The organism is Haloarchaeobius sp. HME9146 (genome assembly GCF_025399835.1).
In the GTDB taxonomy this organism is placed as follows: Archaea; Halobacteriota; Halobacteria; order Halobacteriales; family Natrialbaceae; genus Haloarchaeobius.
In genome coordinates this window covers 601,280-618,546 of sequence record NZ_JAODVR010000001.1, presented here as the reverse complement: position 1 = coordinate 618,546, position 17,267 = coordinate 601,280, and the positions used below count along the sequence as shown (strand labels likewise).

The following is a 17,267-nucleotide window of genomic DNA, read 5'->3' as shown; positions in this document are numbered from 1 at the left end:
GTTTCCGACAGAAATTCCGAGTATGCCTTCCAGAGCCCTGAAAATCGCGTACGGTGCGTTCGCCATTCTCGTGCTCGGCTACGCCATCATCACCCGGAACATCCTGCTTGGCCTCCTCCTCGCCACGATCCCGTTCGGGTTCTACCTCACCTACCTGACCCTACAACTGTTCCGCCGCTTCGTCGTCGCCCTCGAGCGAATCGCCGACAGCGTCGAGACGAACGACACAGACCGGTTCCGGACCGACGGGAGCGAGCGAGAGGACCACGACGAGGACCGCGAGGTCTCGGAACTGTTCGACTGACCAGCCGGCTGAAAGCTTATCCGGCCGGCGGCAGCACCGACAGCCATGCCCAGTCAGAACGTCGTCGACGCGGCCTACCTGGTCGTCATCGCCATCGCCATCTTCGTCGGACTGGTCGAGGACGCTATCGTCTTCGCGCTGGTGTTCGCCCTCGCGTTGCGGTTCCTGCTGGTCGCCGAACGCATCGAGACGCACCTGCGAGACTGACCTCGCCTACTCCAGCACGCCCCAGAGTCGCCCCTCCTTCGCACGAATCTCGAACCCGAGCGCCTCGTAGAACGGCCGGACATCGGAGTCGAACGCGGCCGTGAGCCGGTCGCCACGCTGGCTCGCTTTTTCCACCAGCACCGAGCCGATTCCCTGTCCCCGTCGCCGCCGCCGGACCGCGATGGCGTCGACGTGAAACCCCCCTGGTTTCGGGTCGAGAATCACCGCGCCGAGGAGCCGCCCGTCTTCGACCGCGACCAGCGCGTCGCCCCGCTCGATGGCCACTTCCACCTCGCCGGTCTGGAGCATCGCGGCGTCGAGGATGCCCTCGACGGTCTCGCGTTCCCCGGGGCGTGCCTCACGGACTCGCATCGGCTCGGTGTGCGTCGATTTCGGCCAGTATCTCGTCGATGTCGGGTCGGTCGAAGGTGGACTTGCCGGCATGCGACCAGACGATTTCGGGCTCCTCGCCGCGGGCGTCGAGCAGCACGGCCTCGGGCATCCGGCCGAAGAAGTCGCTGAACCTGCCTAAAATCCCGTAGCGGACCGGCTGGTCGTAGGCGTCGCCCGTGGCCGCGTCGGCGTCCGCGAACAGGGGGTAGGGCAGGTCGTAGCTGTCCTGCCAGTCCTGCACTTTCTCGCGGGGTTCGGGGACGATGGAGGCGACCTCGGTGTTCCGGGCCGTGAACTCGTCGTACCGTGATTTCACCTGCTGGACCTGCTTGCGGCAGTTGATGCAGTGGTAGTCGCGCTGGAACAGCAAGAGGACGAAGTCGTGGTCGGCCGCGAGGGAAGCAAGTGAGCAGGGGTCCGGCCCCGGGCCGACGTTCGGGAGCGAGAACTCCTCGGGCATCTACCCGCCCTTGATGAGCCGCAACACGGTTACCTCGGGCGATGCGACGGGCTGGTCCTCCGGGACGGGCCGGCCGTCCACGAGGACGCTCACCTCGTGCGGACTCAGGTCGAGCTCGCGCAGGAGGTCGGCGTAGGTCGGGTCGGGGAGGTCCAGTTCGTGGGTCCCCTCGCCCTTGACGTCCACGGTGACCTGCATGGCCGGCACTTGCCGGGCCGCGGGCCTAAGCGTGTCGTTGCCGGGACCTCAGGCCGGCGGGACGCCACCGATACCTGAATCGTCACTCGCCTCGGTCGGCTCTTCGTCGGCCGCCGGGGCTTCACGGTCCCGGCCGCGGCCGAACTCCTCGTAGAGTACCAGCGCGAGCGCGCCGAGCCCGAGCAGGAACACGGCGAAGTTCGCGAGGTCACCGACCCAGCTCAGCAGGTTGAACAGGGCACCGAGCAGGAGCCCGACGACCAGCGCCAGCCAGCGGTTGTCGCCACCGGCCTTCGCGACCAGCCAGGTCCCGACCGCGAAGCGGCCGTAGATGACCGCCACCCACGCGAAGAGGGCGAACAGGCCCGCCCCGACCAGCGTGAGGGGGATGCCGATGATGGTCAGCGCGACGAGCACGAGCGCGACCGGGATGGCGATCAGTGCCAGCAGGCCGACGCCACCGCTCTTGGCCGGCTCGCCGAGGGCCGTCTCGGACACCCGCCGGGAGAACCCGGGCAGGACGAGCAGGAGGATGGCACCCACCACCAGATTCACGAGGAACCCGTAGACGGCGAAGACGCCCTCGAAGAACTCCTCGGCGACATCGATGCTGAAGTCGGAGCTCCCGATGGACTCGTCACGGACGACCGCGCCGGCGATGCTGGCCCCCTCGACCCCGACCAGTTCCTCGGCGTCGTAGCGGAACTCACCGCCGACGACGGCCGTGTCGGTCAGGCGGATGACGTCCGCGCCGAGTTCGACGTTCCCCTGGATCTCGCCCGCGATGGTCGCGTCAGCCGCGCCAGCGGCGAGGTTCCCGGCGATGACCGCACCCTCGAGCACCCGGAGGGTGGCGGTCCCGGCGTTCACGTTCCCGTCGACGCGCCCGGCGATGTGGATGCTCGCGGCGGCGACGTTCACGTCACCCGTGACGACACCGGTGTCCTCGATGCGGACGTCGGCGGCCGCCCCGTTCAGGTCACCTTGCACGGTCCCGCGGACGATGACGGTGGCCCCGACCACGTCGAGCCCGCGAACTGTCTCGCCCTCCTCGACGACGAAGGTGCCGGCGACGACCTGCTCTGCCGCGACGACGGCCGGCATCGACGCGAGGACGACCAGCATCGTGACAAGTAGTACGACAAATCTCTTTCTGGCGACGGTGAATCTCATGTGTACTCCTTCGCCGATTGAGGAGAAATACACATACGCTGATTTACAAAAACTGAGAAGCACGTCACGGGGGCGCACGGAGAGTCTCGGGGGCTTTATGAACTGGCCAGCCTTCCGTTCGCCCATGAGCGAGGCCGACGAGACCGGCGCACGACCCGGGGGCCGCAACGAGGTCTGGATCGAGAAGTACCGGCCGGACTCCCTGGACGACGTGGTCGGGCACGAGGACATCATCGGACGCCTGCAGAGCTACATCTCGAAGGACGAACTACCCCATCTCATGTTCGCGGGGCCGGCCGGCGTCGGCAAGACGGCTTCGGCCGTCTCCATCGCGAAGGAGATCTACGGCGACGAGTGGCGGGAGAACTTCCTCGAACTGAACGCCTCGGACCAGCGCGGTATCGACGTGGTCCGCGACCGCATCAAGAACTTCGCGCGGACCTCCTTCGGCGGCTACGACTACCGCATCATCTTCCTCGACGAGGCCGACGCGCTGACCTCCGACGCCCAGTCCGCCCTGCGCCGGACGATGGAGCAGTTCTCGAACAACACGCGGTTCATCCTCTCGTGTAACTACTCCAGCCAGATCATCGACCCCATCCAGTCGCGGTGTGCGGTGTTCCGGTTCACGCAACTGTCGGACGAGGCGGTCGCCACGCAGATCCGCTACATCGCCGGTGAGGAGGACATCCCACTCACCGACGAGGGCGTCGACGCGCTCGTCTACGCCGCCGACGGCGACATGCGCAAGGCCATCAACGCGCTCCAGGCCGCCTCCGTCATGGGCGACGAGGTGTCAGAGGAGACCGTCTACGCCATCACCGCCACGGCGCGGCCGGAGGAGGTCGAGGCGATGGTCACCGACGCCATCGCGGGCGACTTCATCGCGGCCCGGGCGAAACTCGACGAACTCCTGACCGAGCGCGGTCTGGCCGGCGGCGACATCATCGACCAGCTCCACCGGTCGGCGTGGGAGTTCGACCTCTCCGAGGAGGCCGCCGTCCGTCTGATGGACCGCGTCGGCGAGGCCGACTTCCGCATCACCCAGGGTGCGAGCGAACGGGTCCAGCTCGAGGCGCTGCTGGCATCGCTGGCGCTCGACTGAGCCCATCAGTCCCGACTGGTACGACCGGCAGAACGTATTTTCGAGCCTGCTACCCCCATATATCAACCAGCCAAGCGTGTCAGCGGCCACGACATTTATACGAAAGAACAGCATCGATGTGGATGGTTTCGGGAGGACAGCATGACCGACGACACCACAGAGGTCCTCATCGTCGAGGACAACACGGAGCTGGCGAGCCTCTACGTCTCCTGGTTGGGCGACCGATGGAGCGTACGTAGTGTAACAGACGGTGCGTCCGCCATCGAGGCCGTCACAGCGACGACGGACATCGTCGTCCTCGACCGTCGGTTACCGGGCATCTCCGGCGACGAGGTGCTCGAACAGCTCCGGGCGGCCGGGCACGACTGCCAGGTCGTCATCGTCACCGCGGTCGAACCCGACTTCGATATCGTCGAGATGGGCTTCGACGACTACCTCGTCAAACCCGTCGACAGGCCGACGCTGAACCGGTGTGTCACCCGGCTCGACCGGCGGTCCGCCTACGACGACGAGCTCCGGGCCTACTACTCGCAGGTGACGAAGAAGGCCGTCCTCGAAGCACGCAAGCCACAGGCCGAACTCGAGAACAGCGACGAGTACGTCTCGCTGACCGAGCGCGTCGAACAGCAGGCCAACCGGGCAGACGACCTGCTCGACGACCTGCTCTCGGACACGACCGACCACACCTACCTCTTCCACGGCCTGCTCGGCTCGCACTCCGAGACGGCCTCGAACTGAGACCGCCTTCCGTCAGTTCTCAGCCTCGAGCGGCGGCTCCGTCACGCCCGTGAACGTGAACTGGACGCCACCAGCCTCGCTCTCCTCGACCGCGACCGCCCAGTCGTGCGCCGCGGCGATCTCCTGGACGATGGTGAGCCCGAAGCCGGTTCCCTCGTCGCTGGTGGTGTACCCCGTTTCGAGCACCGTCTCACGTTCGCCAACCGGGATGCCACAGCCCGAGTCCGCGACGAAGAATCCCCGCTCCGCAGGCTCGCCGTCGTCCCCAGCCGACGGCTCGACGGTCCCGACGGTCACGGTGAGGGGCGACCCATCCTCGCGACAGCCCAGGTCGCCGTCGGTCGGACAGCCGTGGACGATGGCGTTCCGGAACAGGTTCTCGAGCAGTTCGAGGAGTCGGTCGCGGTCCGCGAGGAACGTCACGTCGCCGACCGATTCGAGCGTCGCCGCTCCAGTCTGGACGCCGGCCCAGGCCTGCGTGGCAACCGCCGCGAGCTGGACCGGTTCGAGCGAGCCGACCACGTCCCCCTGCCGTGAGAGACTGAGCAGGTCGTCGATGAGGTTCCCCATGCGCTCGTGCGCGTGACGAATCTCTTCGAAGTGCTGGGGCGCGCCGACCTCCTGGGCGAGGGTCAGGTAGCCCTGGGCGATGGAGAGCGGATTCCGCAGGTCGTGGCTGACGATGCTCGCGAAGGCGTCGAGCCGCTCGTTCTGGCGTTCGAGTTCGCGCTGGCGTGCCTTCTCCTCCGTGATGTCGGTGTAGATAGCGAACCCCTGCAGGCTGCGCTCCCCGCGCTCGAACGGGACGACGTGGAGCAGGATGTCCCGGACCTCGTCGTCGGTCCGGCGCTGGGTCGTCACGTGGAGGCTCTCGCCGGCCATGAGCTTCTCGTTCAGGCGCTTCGCCTCGTCTTCGCGCCCCTCGGGGACGATGTACTCGTCGATGTCCGCCCCGCGAATCTCGTCGGCCGACCAGCCGAACACGTCCTCGAACGTCGCGTTCACGTCCTGGACCCGCAACGCCCCGTCGTCGTAGGCGAACCGGACGACCGGGTCGGGGACGTTCTCGAACAGGGACGAGAGGCGGTCGCGCTCCCGACGCAGGCGCTCTTCGGCCTGCAGGCGTTCGATCGTCTCCGCGACGTGGCTCACCAGGAGTTCGGCGAGTTCCCGGTCGCGCTCGTCGAACGCACCGGTCTCTCGCGAGCCGGCCTGCAGGATGCCGATATGGCCGACCGGGACCGAGAGCACGGAGCGGTACGGCCCCGTAGGCGAGGCGTCCGGGTGGGTCTCGGCGTCGTGGACCAGGATGGACTCGCCGTGCTGGTAGCTCCGGCCGGCGACGCCCTCGTCGGCCGGGAGCGTGCCGTACCCCGAAGATTTCAGCTCCTCGGAGACCGCCCGCGGGACGAAGTAGCCGTCCTCGACCGTGTCGATGCCCACGATGTCGAGGTCGAGTATCTCCTCGGCGGCGCGGATCGCAACCTCGTACACCTCGTCCTCGGTGTCACAGGCGACCATCTCTGCGACGACCGCGTGCAGTCGCTCTATCTTCGCGTGACTCTCCCGCAACGCGTCCTCGGCAGCCGCCGCCGCGTGGGGGCCGGTGTGCAGTCGCCAGCGTATCTCGTCCCGGAGGCGACCGAAGTCGCCATCGTCACGGACGAACCCGTCCGCGTGACAGGGGACCTCGGTGGGGTCGACGGCCGTGAAGACGACGCTCGGCACGCCGACGGCGTCCTCGCACACCCCACGAATCTCGGGGGTGGTCGGGTCGTCCGCGACGACGAGACAGGCCACCTCGTGGCTCGCGAGCCACTCGCGTACCGAGCAGGGCGCGACGACGGCCGTCTCCCACTCATCGAGTGCAGCCGCTACGTCCGACCGTCTGTCGGTCGCTCTGGCGGTCACGACGACGTGCGACTTCTCACTCATTCGGCCATCACATCCGTGAGCGGACCGTGGCGTTCGCTTCGATACCCGGCCACTAATCAGAGGAGACGGTTAATCTTGCCGCCCGTTCGTCGGACGGCAGTCTTCAGCGGTCAGTTCAGCCGCCAGATGTCGTAGTTCAGCACCGTCGCGAAGCTGACCCACAGCAGGTAGGGGACCAGCAGCGCGGCGGCGGTGCGGTCGACCCGGCGGAACGCCCAGATGGTCCCGACCACGAGCACCCAGAGGGCGGCGATGACGCCCAGCGCGATGCCGGGGCTCTCCAGCCCGAAGAACGCGGGCGTCCAGGCGACGTTGAACACCATCTGGAGGACGAACGCACCGAGGGCGATGGTACGGTCACGCGATTCGTCCGCGCGCCAGACACGGTATAGTGCGACGCCGAGCAGCGAGAACAGGAGCGTCCAGACCACGCCGAACGCCCAGCTTGGCGGGTAGAACCACGGCTTTTCGAGCGCGGCGAACCACTCGCTGCCGGGGCCGCCGATGACCGCGGCCGCACCCCCGACGAGGTTGACGAGGACGACGAAGCCGAGGATGCGGAGCAGTTCGTCCCGTGAGGGGAGGTCGATTCCCGAGCGTGTGCTACCGGAGGTTGCCATGGGGACGGATACGCGACCAACCCGGATAGCGGTGTGGTCGAACCAGTTTGGTTCACTGCGTGAATCATCGAATCGTGGACCGATATGCGGGCCGCCCAGTCCACCGGACCACCAGAGACGCCCCGAACGAGCGGGAACGGACTGAACGGGGCGACTGCGGCCCCCTGCCCCGTTGCGGAACTGTTTTACTCACCGAAAGGCCACTGTGGCACAAGAATGACTCTAGAGGAGGAGTACCGCCTCGAGTATTTCGAGGAGGAAGACTTCGTGCGACGGGAGTGTGTGGACTGCGGTGCCCACTTCTGGACGCGCGACCACGACCGGGAGACGTGCGGGGAGCCGCCCTGCGAGGACTACAGTTTCATCGACAACCCCGGGTTCGACGAGGCGTACACCCTCGAGGAGATGCGCGAGGCGTTCCTCTCCTTCTTCGAGGAGAACGGCCACACACGCATCGACCCGTACCCGGTGGCCGCGAACCGCTGGCGTGACGACGTCCTGCTCACGCAGGCGTCTATCTACGACTTCCAGCCGCTCGTCACCTCGGGCCAGACGCCGCCGCCGGCGAACCCGCTGACCATCAGCCAGCCCTGCATCCGGATGCAGGACATCGACAACGTCGGCAAGACGGGACGACACACGATGGCCTTCGAGATGATGGCCCACCACGCCTTCAACGTCCGCGAGGACGCCGAGGAGGAGTACGCCTACGAGGGCGAGGTGTACTGGAAGGACGACACCGTCCGCTACTGCGACGAGCTGTTCGAGTCGATGGGCGCGAACCTCGACGAGATCGTCTACATCGAAGACCCGTGGGTCGGCGGCGGCAACGCCGGGCCCGCTATCGAGGTCATCTACCGCGGGGCCGAACTCGCGACGCTCGTCTTCATGTCGATGGAGCAGGACCCCGAGGGCGAGTACGAGCTGAAGGACGGGAACCGCTACTCGCCGATGGACACGTACATCGTCGACACCGGCTACGGGCTGGAGCGGTGGACGTGGATGTCCCAGGGGACCCCGACCGTCTACGAGGCGGTCTACCCCGACATGATACAGTTCCTGAAGGAGAACGCCGGCATCGAGCACACCGAGGACGAGGAGCAGCTCATCCACCGCTCGGCCAAGCTCGCCGGTCACATGGACATCGACGAGGCCGAGGACATGGAGACCGCCCGTGGCACCATCGCCGACAAGCTCGGCGTCTCCCGGGCCGAACTGGAGGAGCTCGTCGAGCCCCTCGAGGACATCTACGCCATCACGGACCACTGCCGCACGATGGCGTACATGTTCGGCGACGGTATCGTCCCGAGCAACGTCTCGACGGGCTACCTCTCCCGGATGGTCCTCCGGCGCACGAAACGGCTCTGTGACAACGTCGGCGTCGACGCCCCGCTCGACGAACTCGTCGACATGCAGGCCAAGCGACTGGGCTACAAGAACCGCGACACCATCCGCGAGATCGTCCGCAACGAGGTCGAGAAGTACCACGAGACGCTCGACCGCGGCAGCCGGAAGGTTCGCACCCTCGCCGAGGAGTACGCCCGCAAGTCCGAGCCCATCCCGACGAGCGAACTCATCGAGCTGTACGACAGTCACGGCCTCCAGCCGGACATGGTCGAGGAGATCGCCAACGAGGAGGGTGCCCGGGTGAACGTCCCGGACGACTTCTTCTCGCTCGTCGCCGAGCGCCACGACGGTGGCCAGGCGTTCGAGGAGGAGGGCGACGACCAGGACGAGCGCCTCTCTGACCTGCCCGAGACCGACCGCCTCTACTACGAGGACCAGCAGCGCACCGAGTTCGAGGCCGTCGTCCTCGACGTGTTCGAGCGCGAGGACGGCTACGACGTGGTGCTCGACCAGACGATGTTCTACCCCGAGGGCGGTGGCCAGCCATCCGACACGGGCTCGCTGAGCACCGACGACGTGACCGTCGAGGTCACCAACGTCCAGATTCGCGACGGCGTCATCCTGCACCGGACCGACGAGTCGCCCGGCAAGGGCGAGTTCGTCCGCGGCCAGCTCGACACGTACCGCCGCCGCCAGCTGATGCGCAACCACACCGCAACCCACGTCGTCATCCACGCGGCGCGGCAGGTGCTCGGTGAGCACATCCGGCAGGCCGGTGCCCAGAAAGGGGTCGACTCCTCCCGCATCGACGTCCACCACTACGAGCGCATCTCCCGCGAGGAGATCAAGGAGATAGAGCGCTTCGCGAACGAGCTGGTGATGGAGAACTCGCCGGTGAAGCAGGAGTGGCCCCACCGTCACGAGGCCGAGGAGGAACACGGCTTCGACCTCTACCAGGGTGGGATTCCGCCGGGCACGAACATCCGGCTCATCCACGTGGCCGAGGACGTGCAGGCCTGCGGTGGAACCCACGTCGCCCGCACCGGCGACATCGGTGCCATCAAGATCCGCAACACCGAGCGCGTGCAGGACGGGGTCGAGCGCATCACGTTCGCCGCTGGTGACGCCGCCATCGTGGCGACGCAGGAGACCGAGGACGCCCTGTACGGGGCGGCCGACGTGCTCGACGTCTCCCCGCAGGAGGTCCCCGAGACCGCCGAGCGCTTCTTCGAGGAGTGGAAGGCCCGGGGCAAGACCATCGAAGACCTCAAAGAACAGCTCGCCGAGGTCCGCGCCTCGGGTGCCGGCGACGCCGAGGAGGTCGACATCGGCGGCACGCCCGCCATCGTCCAGCGCATCGACGCCGACTCGGACGAACTCCGCGCGACCGCGAACGCGCTGGTCGAGGAGGGCAAGATAGCCGTCATCGGCTCTGCCGCGGACGGTGCCCAGTTCGTCGTCGCCGTCCCCGACGGCTCCGACGTGAACGCCGGGCAGGTCGTCAGCCAGCTGGCTTCGAAGGTCGGCGGCGGCGGCGGCGGCCCGCCGGACTTCGCCCAGGGTGGCGGCCCGGAGACGGACAAGCTCGACGAGGCACTGGCGGACGCCCCCGACGTGCTCCGGACCGTGCTGAACGCCTGAACAGGGCCCGCTTTTCGACGCCTCGCGCCCGAACGGGCGTCAACGTTTATGTCGGTGCTCGAAGATTCTCGGGCTGATGCTTCTGACTGACGACACGACGATGGCCGTATCGGACCGGCGAGTGGTGGTCGGCGCATGAGTCTCGACGCCAAGAAGAGTCCCTTCGAGTTCGCGCTCTCGTATCCCCGCGAAGACGGCTGGGGCGCGATACTGAAGGGCGGACTGACGCTGCTGCTCAGCTTCCTCATCGTCCCCTATTTCGTCCTCTTCGGCTACGTGTTCCGGCTGTACCGGAGCGCCGCCCGTGACGAGCCACAGCCCGCGTACACTGACTACGTTGAACTGCTGAAGGAGGGGGTCTGGCTGTTCGTCGCCCAGCTCCCGTTCGTCGCGGTGGTGGGGATTCTGGGTTTCATCAGCATCGAGTACATCCACCCGGCGGTGTACGTGCTGGTGGTGCTGGCCGCGGTATACGTCGGGCCTGCCGTCATCACCGTCTACGCGGTGACCGGCGACATCGGCGAGACGTACACCTCGTCTCGGGTACCCGACTTCGCGTTCACCGTGTTCTACGCCAAGCACGCCGCGATGTATATTCCGCTGGCCATCCTGCTCGGGGTCGTCACCATGCTCTCGGCGCTGGCGCTCGGCGTCGGTATCCTGTTCGGGAGCGCCTTCGCGACCTTCGCACAGGCCTCGTACTGGGGTCGCGTGTACGAGCGGGCAGCCGCCGCGGGCATCGTCGAACCCGCCTGAAACGGGGTCTTCTCTGCATCTGTATCTCGAACCGACGAGCCACGAGCCGTCGGCTCTCGGGTGGTGAAAGGGAAAGGAAATGATAGTGGCGTATCCCAGTTCCCACTCGGTCCCGGCCGAGCAGGACATCGGTCAGGAGGCAACGACTGATCCGATTAGGGTGTCGTACCCCATCGAGTAGTGTGAGATGCAGTATTGTAAACGTATCGGCTGTGTAACCCCGCTAACAGGAAATCTCCGCCGTCGGGACTGCCGGTTATCACAAGGAACCGGGCCAGTGACTTACGCTGGCCAAGACCGCGACCCCGACGGGCGGGTGCCATCGGCGGGGACGTCGAGCACGTCGAGTGCCACGTCGCGGACCGTCTCGACCGATTCTTCGGGCGTGTAGACCCCGAGCCGCCACTGGACCGACTGGGCGGCCTGCAGGCCCTGGACCAGCGGGGACTCCTCGTGGAGACGGCGCACCTCGCCGTTGACGACGACGCGGGTCGAGGACTCCGGCATCGAGGGGCGGCCCGGTACGTCCAGAAGCACGGTTTCGGCTGGAACACCGGCGTCCTCGGCGATCTCGGCCTCCAGCTCCCGGCGGGTCTCGTGGTCCGCGTCGACGACCCGGTCGGGCACGTCGTCGAGTTCCGCCCAGACGGTTCGCTTGTAGAGGTCCCGGGTGGCGAGGCGGGCCGCCACGTCGCTGGTCTCGTCGTGCCGGCGCAGGGCCGCGAGCAGTTCGTCGTCGCTCATCCGGGCGAACTCCTCGACCGACACGGGCGTCTCGTCGAGCAGGCGCTCGCAGACGCGTTCGAGCATCGAGCCCGCGATGCGGGAGACGTGGTGGCGGTAGACGGTCGCGTTCATCAGCGCCCGGGCGACCAGCATCGATTCGGCCGTGGCGAGGTTGCCCTCCGAGAGCGCGAGGTCGTCGTCGATGAAGGTGAGCGCACGGAGCAGGCGGCCCTGGTCGATGGTCCCGTACGGTACCCCGGAGTGGTGGGCGTCACGAACCAGGTAGTCCATCCGGTCCACGTCGAGTTCGCCGGAGACGAGCTGGCCGTACTTGCCCTGCCCGTCGATGAGGTCGGCGATGGCACCGGTGTCGAGCCCGTGGGATTCGAGGACGCGGGCGAGGTCGCCCTGCCCGAGCAGGTCGTGGACCTCGTCGTGGTGCCGGCCGAGCCGGCGGAGGATGATGCCCTCGGTCTGGTGGCCGTAAGGGCCGTGACCCACGTCGTGCAGCAGCGCGGCGGCCTGGACCGCCTCGGCGCGCGAGCCGTCGATGTCCAGGTGGCGACACGCCCGGCGGGCGAGGTGGTAGACGCCCAGCGAGTGCTCGAAGCGGGTGTGGTTCGCGGAGGGATAGACGAGCCGCACCGACGAGAGCTGCTTGACGTGTCGGAGCCGTTGCATCGCCGGTGTATCGAGCAGGTCGGCGACGACGCCCGACACCTCGATGTAGTCGTGGACGCTGTCCTTGATGGCGTGCATTAGACGGGTGAACACGTCGGCGGCTCAAAAGGACCGCGAAGCGTCGGTGCGTGTCGCCGACGACGCCAGAGAACGGAGAACTCGCGTGCCGTTGTTCTACCCGAAACGGGGGGGTCGACGGGCGACGCGGGGAGTGGCCGCGACGACGACGGTTCCGTGACGCGTAAGCCACTGGCCCGGGTCATCTCGACCATGCCCACGGTAGACAGGAACGGGACGACGCTGTACTACGAGACCGACGGCGAGGGGGAGACGGTCGCGTTCGTGCCCGACATCGGGTGCGGGGCGTGGCTGTGGGGCTGGCAGTACGCGAGCCTCGCCGGTCCCTACGAGACGCTGGTGTGGAACACCCGCGGGACCGGCCGGTCGGACCCGCCCAGCGGTGACCTGACGATGGCGACGTTCGTCAACGACCTCGACGCCGTTCTCTCGGCCCACGGCGCGAAGTCGGTCCACCTCGTGGGGTGTGGGCTCGGCGCGATGGTCGCGCTCGAATACGCCCGCAAGCACGGTCGAGCGCGGAGCCTCACGCTCGTCGGCGGGGCGACGACGGGTGACGAGTACGACCCCGACCCCTTCTTCGCCGACCCGACCGACGAATCGGCCTGTCGGGAGACGTTGTCTGCGGTGCTTTCTGCCGAGTTCTGTGAGGAGATGCCCGACGTCTGCGACGGTATCGCGGGGTGGCGAACCGACGAGGACGCGGGTGAAACGGATTGGCAGCGCCAGCGGGCCGCGCTCATGGGCTACGACGCGGCCCCGCTGTACGAGCTCACCGTCCCGGCCCTCGTCGTCGATGGTGGGTCCGACGGCCTCGTGTCGGCTGGCACCGCCCAGGCCCTCGCCGAGGGGCTCCCGCGAGGGGAACGGGAGCACTTCCCCGACGCGGGCCACTTCGTTCACATCGAACGGTCCAGACCGGTGAACGATGCACTCGTGGGATTCCTCGACGGCGTGGGCGATACCTGAAACGGCTGCACCCAACACCACGGGCGTGGGTGGGGAGAGACACCCGTGGTGAGTCCACACGCAGTCAGATGGGGGATTGCCTTCTACCGTCTGCTCGACGGCATCCGTTCCTACCGGCGCGAGACACCTACGTGTCCGGCCTACACGACTTGGCTCTGAGATGTCGGCAAACACTCGCCGAGGCGTAACTGACTAATTGGTAAGTGACCCTTCTATACACGATGAGTCGAGTTCGTATCGCACTGCTGAACGCCGCACATGGTGACGAGAACACCCGCCGCAACTTCCGGCGGGAGCTCGACGCCGACCTCGTGGAGTTCAGCGCAACCGATGGCCACCTGCCGGACCACCACGACTGGGACGGCGTCGTCGTCACAGGGTCGCGCTCGTCCGTCTACTGGGACGAAGCATGGATTCAGCCCACCAAGCAGTGGGTCCGCGACGCCGCGGACGAAGGGCTGCCCTGTCTGGGCGTCTGTTGGGGGCACCAGCTCCTCGCGGACGCGCTCGGTGGCCGGGTCGAGGACATGGGCGAGTACGAGATCGGCTACCGTACCGTCCAGCTCTCCGGGAACAACCCGCTGTTCGACGGACTCGACGGCGAGTACACTGTCTTCACCACCCACTCGGATTCGGTCGTCGAGCTGCCGCCCGGCGCGACCGAGATCGCCCGCAACGACTACGGGAACCACGGCTTCCGCAAGGGCCACGTCTTCGGTGTGCAGTTCCACCCCGAGTACGACACCCGGACCGCCCGCGAGGTCACCATGGGCAAGGACGAACTGCCCGACGAGCGCAAGCAGGCGGTCGTCGACGGTATCACCGAGCGGAACTACGCGAAGGCCTGCGAGGCCAAGCGCCTGTTCGAGAACTTCACCTCGTACGTCCGCCGGGTCGACCAGGTCGGGGACAGCGCCACCTCCACCGCCGCGTCGGACTGACCCGCGGCGCTCCTTCGACATCTCGGCCTGTTGAAAATAAGACCTATTTCGGTTCGGGACGCTTTCTCGGGTATGGCTGATTCACATTCCTCCGGGCTCGCTGCCCTTCGCCAACCCGAGTACACGGGTGAGAACCGCTGTTGGCCCTGTACGACGGTCAACACGCTCATCGCGGTCGTCCTGAGCGTCGTCGTCGCGCTCGTCGCGAGCACCGCGGCCGCCACCGGGACCGCGGCAGGGCTCGGCTTCGTCGTCTTCCTGGTGAGTCTGGCCGCCATCTGGCTCCGGGGCTACCTCGTCCCGGGCACACCCGAGTTGACGAAACGCTACATGCCCGACTGGCTGCTCGCGTGGTTCGGCAAGGAACCCGAACACCCACTCCCGAAGGCAGGTGACGTCCGCGACGTCGAACCCGAGACGTTCCTCTCGGAGGCGGGTGCCATCGAACCCTGCGAGGACATCGACGACCTCTGTCTGAACGCCGCGTTCGCCGAGCGCTGGGACGAGATTCTCGCCGACACGCCCGACGAGGTCGACCCCGAGGAGGTCCGGACCGTCTTCGGCCTCGACGGCGACGGCGAGTACGAGGTCATGGAGTACGGCCAGGGTGTCGTCCTCCAGCGCGGGGCCCAGCGCGTCGGCGAGTGGCCCTCCCAGACCGCGCTGCGCGTCGACGTGGCCGGGGCGCGCGTCATCGCCGAGACCGCGACGGAGTCGTGGGCCGAACTCGACCCCGTCGCCCGCGGCGCGGTGCTGAACGGGCTTCGCATCTTCCTCGAAGAGTGCCCCGGCGGCGGGCCCGTCGAGATGAAAGAGGAGACCGTCGAGTCCTGCTGTAACTCCTACGAGGTCGTCGCCCTCATCTGTGCGGATTCGGGTGACCGCGTGCTCGAACAGCGCGTGAGCTGACCCCGTGAGCCGAGCCGGGGTGCCTCCGGCAACACTTGCGCCGATTTAGGAGTACTTTTCTGCGCGGACTACCCAGCCGACGTATGCTCGATTACGTCGGCCTGGAGGCGGACCTCGGCGAGGAGGAGCGGATGATCCGCGACTCGGCCCGTGAGTTCGTCGAGAACCGCGTACAACCCGACATCGCACAGCACTTCGAAGAGGGGACGTTCCCGACAGACATCATCACCGAGATGGGCGAGATGGGCTTCTACGCCCCGAACCTCGACGGGTACGACCTCCCGAACGTCTCCGAGACCGCCTACGGCCTGCTCATGCAGGAGCTCGAGGCGTGTGACTCCGGCCTGCGCTCGATGGCCAGCGTGCAGGGCGCACTCGTCATGTACCCCATCCACGCGTTCGGCAGCGAGGAGCAGAAAGACGAGTGGCTCCCCGAGATGGGCCTCGGCGAGAAGATCGGCTGCTTCGGCCTCACCGAGCCCCAGCACGGCTCGAACCCCTCAGGTATGGAGACCCGCGCCGAAGAAGCCGACGGCGGCTACGTCCTCAACGGCTCGAAGACGTGGATCACCAACGCGCCCATCGCCGACGTGGCGGTCGTCTGGGCGCGCGACAAGACCTCGGACGGGAACCCGGTGCGCGGGTTCCTCGTCGAGACCGACCGCGACGGCTTCTCCGTCAACAAGATAACTGAAAAACTCTCGCTGCGCGCCTCTATCACGGGCGAGTTCGGCCTGAACGACGTGTTCGTGCCCGAGGAGAACGTCCTCCCCGGTGTCGAGGGCATGAAGGGACCGCTCTCGTGTCTCACCCAGGCCCGCTTCGGCATCGCCTGGGGTGCCATCGGTGCGGCCCGCGACTGCTTCGAGACGGCCCGCGACTACGCCGTCGACCGCGAGCAGTTCGGCGGCCCCATCGCCCGGTTCCAGCTCCAGCAGGAGAAGCTGGCCGAGATGGCCACCCAGATCACGACGGCCCAGCTGCTGGCCCACCGCCTCGCCGACCTCAAAGAGCGCGGCGACCTCCGGCCGCAGCACGTCTCGATGGCCAAGCGCAACAACGTCCGCATGGCCCGTGACCAGGCGAGGGTTGCGAGAGAGATGCTCGGCGGCAACGGCATCACGTCGGACTACTCGCCGATGCGCCACATGGCGAACATGGAGACGGTGTACACCTACGAGGGCACCCACGACATCCATACGCTGATTCTCGGGCAGGACCTGACCGGGATTGCAGCGTTCGAGTAGCGTGATTCGGAGCGAGCGAAGCGAGCGAGAATCACGGTTGCGAGCGGCGTAGCCGCGAGTAGGGAGGTTTCGACCGGAGGGAGAAACCTCCAAATTACGAGAAATGTGGCGATGGCGGTGAGCCGACTGGGATAGCAGCGTTCGAGTAAGTACGAGAAGGACCTGCAATCGCAGTCAGCAACCGGGATTGCAGCGTTCGAGTAAAGTAGAAAAGAACGAAGTCTCCGGTTTTTACTCGGCGTCGGCGCGGACGAAGGTCACCGGGCAGTGCGCGGTCAGCATGACCTCCTGCGCAGTCGAACCGAACACCGCTTTACCGGTCGGCGAGCGCTTGCGACCGCCGACGACGACGAGGTCTGCGTCCTCCTCCTCGGCCAGGTCGGCGATGCCCTGGCTGTACTCGCCGAGGCCGCCGCGAACCGTGTGGTCGATGCCGGCGGCGTCGAGGTGCTCGCCGATGTCGCGGATGACGTCGAAGCGCTGGGCGACGACGTCGGGCGTGACCTCGGCGTCGGGGTCGTAGTTGAGCATCTCGCGGCGCTCCTCGTACTCCTCCTTCGTGAACACGTGCCCGAGGACGACCTGGGCACCGGAGGGACCGGCGAGGTCGATGACCTTCTCGGCGAGTCGCTCGCTGCGGTCGTGGTCGCTCGGCCCGAGCGCGACGAAGATGGTCTCGAAGCCTGTCTGTGCCTGCTTGTGGGCTGTGCTCGTCTTCATACCTCTCCGTTCTTCCCGCAGCGCGATAAAGATTTCGAATTCTTTACTCAGATTCGAGTAAAAATTTGTATCGAAAGTTCATGTCCGTCTCGTCCACCGCAGCGTGCGCATGCATGGCT

General features: G+C 66.9%; 18 protein-coding genes. 10 read left to right on the top strand and 8 right to left on the bottom strand.

Going from position 1 to position 17,267, the window contains the following annotated elements:
- Positions 1 to 22 precede the first annotated feature (22 nt).
- Positions 23 to 304 carry a hypothetical protein gene (locus N6C22_RS03255; RefSeq protein ID WP_261649348.1) on the top strand — a complete coding sequence of 94 codons (282 nt, stop codon included), beginning with the start codon at positions 23 to 25 and terminating at the stop codon, positions 302 to 304.
- A gap of 45 nt (positions 305 to 349) precedes the next feature.
- Complete coding sequence (locus N6C22_RS03250; RefSeq protein ID WP_261649346.1) at positions 350 to 511, top strand: hypothetical protein; 162 nt, start codon at positions 350 to 352, stop codon at positions 509 to 511.
- A 6-nt stretch (positions 512 to 517) separates the two neighbouring features.
- Here the strand turns inward: N6C22_RS03250 and N6C22_RS03245 are convergent, their stop codons facing one another.
- Genes N6C22_RS03245 through N6C22_RS03230 form a run of 4 tightly spaced genes read right to left on the bottom strand, consistent with a single transcriptional unit; the run spans position 518 to position 2,735 of the window.
- Positions 518 to 883: a GNAT family N-acetyltransferase gene (locus tag N6C22_RS03245; RefSeq protein ID WP_261649345.1), complete on the bottom strand. Its 366-nt coding sequence runs from the start codon at positions 881 to 883 to the stop codon at positions 518 to 520.
- Complete coding sequence (locus N6C22_RS03240) at positions 870 to 1,364, bottom strand: peroxiredoxin (RefSeq protein ID WP_261649343.1); 495 nt, start codon at positions 1,362 to 1,364, stop codon at positions 870 to 872. Before N6C22_RS03240 ends, N6C22_RS03245 begins: the two co-directional genes overlap by 14 nt.
- On the bottom strand, positions 1,365 to 1,562 hold the full coding sequence (locus tag N6C22_RS03235) for a ubiquitin-like small modifier protein 2 (protein ID WP_261649341.1): 198 nt from the start codon (positions 1,560 to 1,562) through the stop codon (positions 1,365 to 1,367).
- Positions 1,563 to 1,610: 48 nt separating this feature from the next.
- Positions 1,611 to 2,735, bottom strand: coding sequence for a polymer-forming cytoskeletal protein (locus tag N6C22_RS03230; protein ID WP_261649339.1), 1,125 nt, complete (start codon positions 2,733 to 2,735; stop codon positions 1,611 to 1,613).
- 124 nt (positions 2,736 to 2,859) lie between these two features.
- On the opposite strand from N6C22_RS03230, the gene N6C22_RS03225 reads away from it, so the two are divergent.
- A complete protein-coding gene (locus N6C22_RS03225) occupies positions 2,860 to 3,840 on the top strand; it encodes a replication factor C small subunit (RefSeq protein ID WP_261649338.1) in 981 nt (326 codons plus the stop codon).
- A 141-nt stretch (positions 3,841 to 3,981) separates the two neighbouring features.
- Entirely contained in the window at positions 3,982 to 4,578 is a 597-nt protein-coding gene (locus N6C22_RS03220) for a response regulator (protein ID WP_261649336.1), read from the top strand.
- Positions 4,579 to 4,590: 12 nt separating this feature from the next.
- On the opposite strand, the gene N6C22_RS03215 is transcribed toward N6C22_RS03220, so the two are convergent.
- Entirely contained in the window at positions 4,591 to 6,513 is a 1,923-nt protein-coding gene (locus tag N6C22_RS03215; protein WP_261649334.1) for a GAF domain-containing protein, read from the bottom strand.
- A gap of 110 nt (positions 6,514 to 6,623) precedes the next feature.
- On the bottom strand, positions 6,624 to 7,133 hold the full coding sequence (locus tag N6C22_RS03210; RefSeq protein ID WP_261649332.1) for a TspO/MBR family protein: 510 nt from the start codon (positions 7,131 to 7,133) through the stop codon (positions 6,624 to 6,626).
- Positions 7,134 to 7,349: 216 nt separating this feature from the next.
- On the opposite strand from N6C22_RS03210, the gene alaS reads away from it, so the two are divergent.
- Positions 7,350 to 10,121, top strand: a complete 2,772-nt coding sequence (gene alaS / locus N6C22_RS03205; RefSeq protein ID WP_261649330.1) for an alanine--tRNA ligase — start codon at positions 7,350 to 7,352, stop codon at positions 10,119 to 10,121.
- Positions 10,122 to 10,256: 135 nt separating this feature from the next.
- On the top strand, positions 10,257 to 10,877 hold the full coding sequence (locus N6C22_RS03200; RefSeq protein WP_261649328.1) for a DUF4013 domain-containing protein: 621 nt from the start codon (positions 10,257 to 10,259) through the stop codon (positions 10,875 to 10,877).
- Between the two features lie 282 nt (positions 10,878 to 11,159).
- Here the strand turns inward: N6C22_RS03200 and N6C22_RS03195 are convergent, their stop codons facing one another.
- Positions 11,160 to 12,362, bottom strand: coding sequence for an HD domain-containing protein (locus N6C22_RS03195; protein ID WP_261649326.1), 1,203 nt, complete (start codon positions 12,360 to 12,362; stop codon positions 11,160 to 11,162).
- Between the two features lie 192 nt (positions 12,363 to 12,554).
- Between N6C22_RS03195 and N6C22_RS03190 the strand changes: the two genes are divergently transcribed.
- From N6C22_RS03190 to N6C22_RS03175, 4 genes are all read left to right on the top strand, one after another.
- Positions 12,555 to 13,331: an alpha/beta fold hydrolase gene (locus N6C22_RS03190; RefSeq protein WP_261649324.1), complete on the top strand. Its 777-nt coding sequence runs from the start codon at positions 12,555 to 12,557 to the stop codon at positions 13,329 to 13,331.
- A gap of 221 nt (positions 13,332 to 13,552) precedes the next feature.
- Entirely contained in the window at positions 13,553 to 14,272 is a 720-nt protein-coding gene (locus N6C22_RS03185; protein WP_261649321.1) for a type 1 glutamine amidotransferase, read from the top strand.
- Between the two features lie 72 nt (positions 14,273 to 14,344).
- Positions 14,345 to 15,181 carry a hypothetical protein gene (locus N6C22_RS03180; protein ID WP_261649320.1) on the top strand — a complete coding sequence of 279 codons (837 nt, stop codon included), beginning with the start codon at positions 14,345 to 14,347 and terminating at the stop codon, positions 15,179 to 15,181.
- A gap of 83 nt (positions 15,182 to 15,264) precedes the next feature.
- On the top strand, positions 15,265 to 16,428 hold the full coding sequence (locus tag N6C22_RS03175) for an acyl-CoA dehydrogenase family protein (protein ID WP_261649317.1): 1,164 nt from the start codon (positions 15,265 to 15,267) through the stop codon (positions 16,426 to 16,428).
- A gap of 231 nt (positions 16,429 to 16,659) precedes the next feature.
- Here N6C22_RS03175 and N6C22_RS03170 read toward each other — a convergent pair whose 3' ends face one another.
- Positions 16,660 to 17,148, bottom strand: coding sequence for a universal stress protein (locus N6C22_RS03170; RefSeq protein WP_261649315.1), 489 nt, complete (start codon positions 17,146 to 17,148; stop codon positions 16,660 to 16,662).
- Positions 17,149 to 17,267 lie beyond the last annotated feature (119 nt).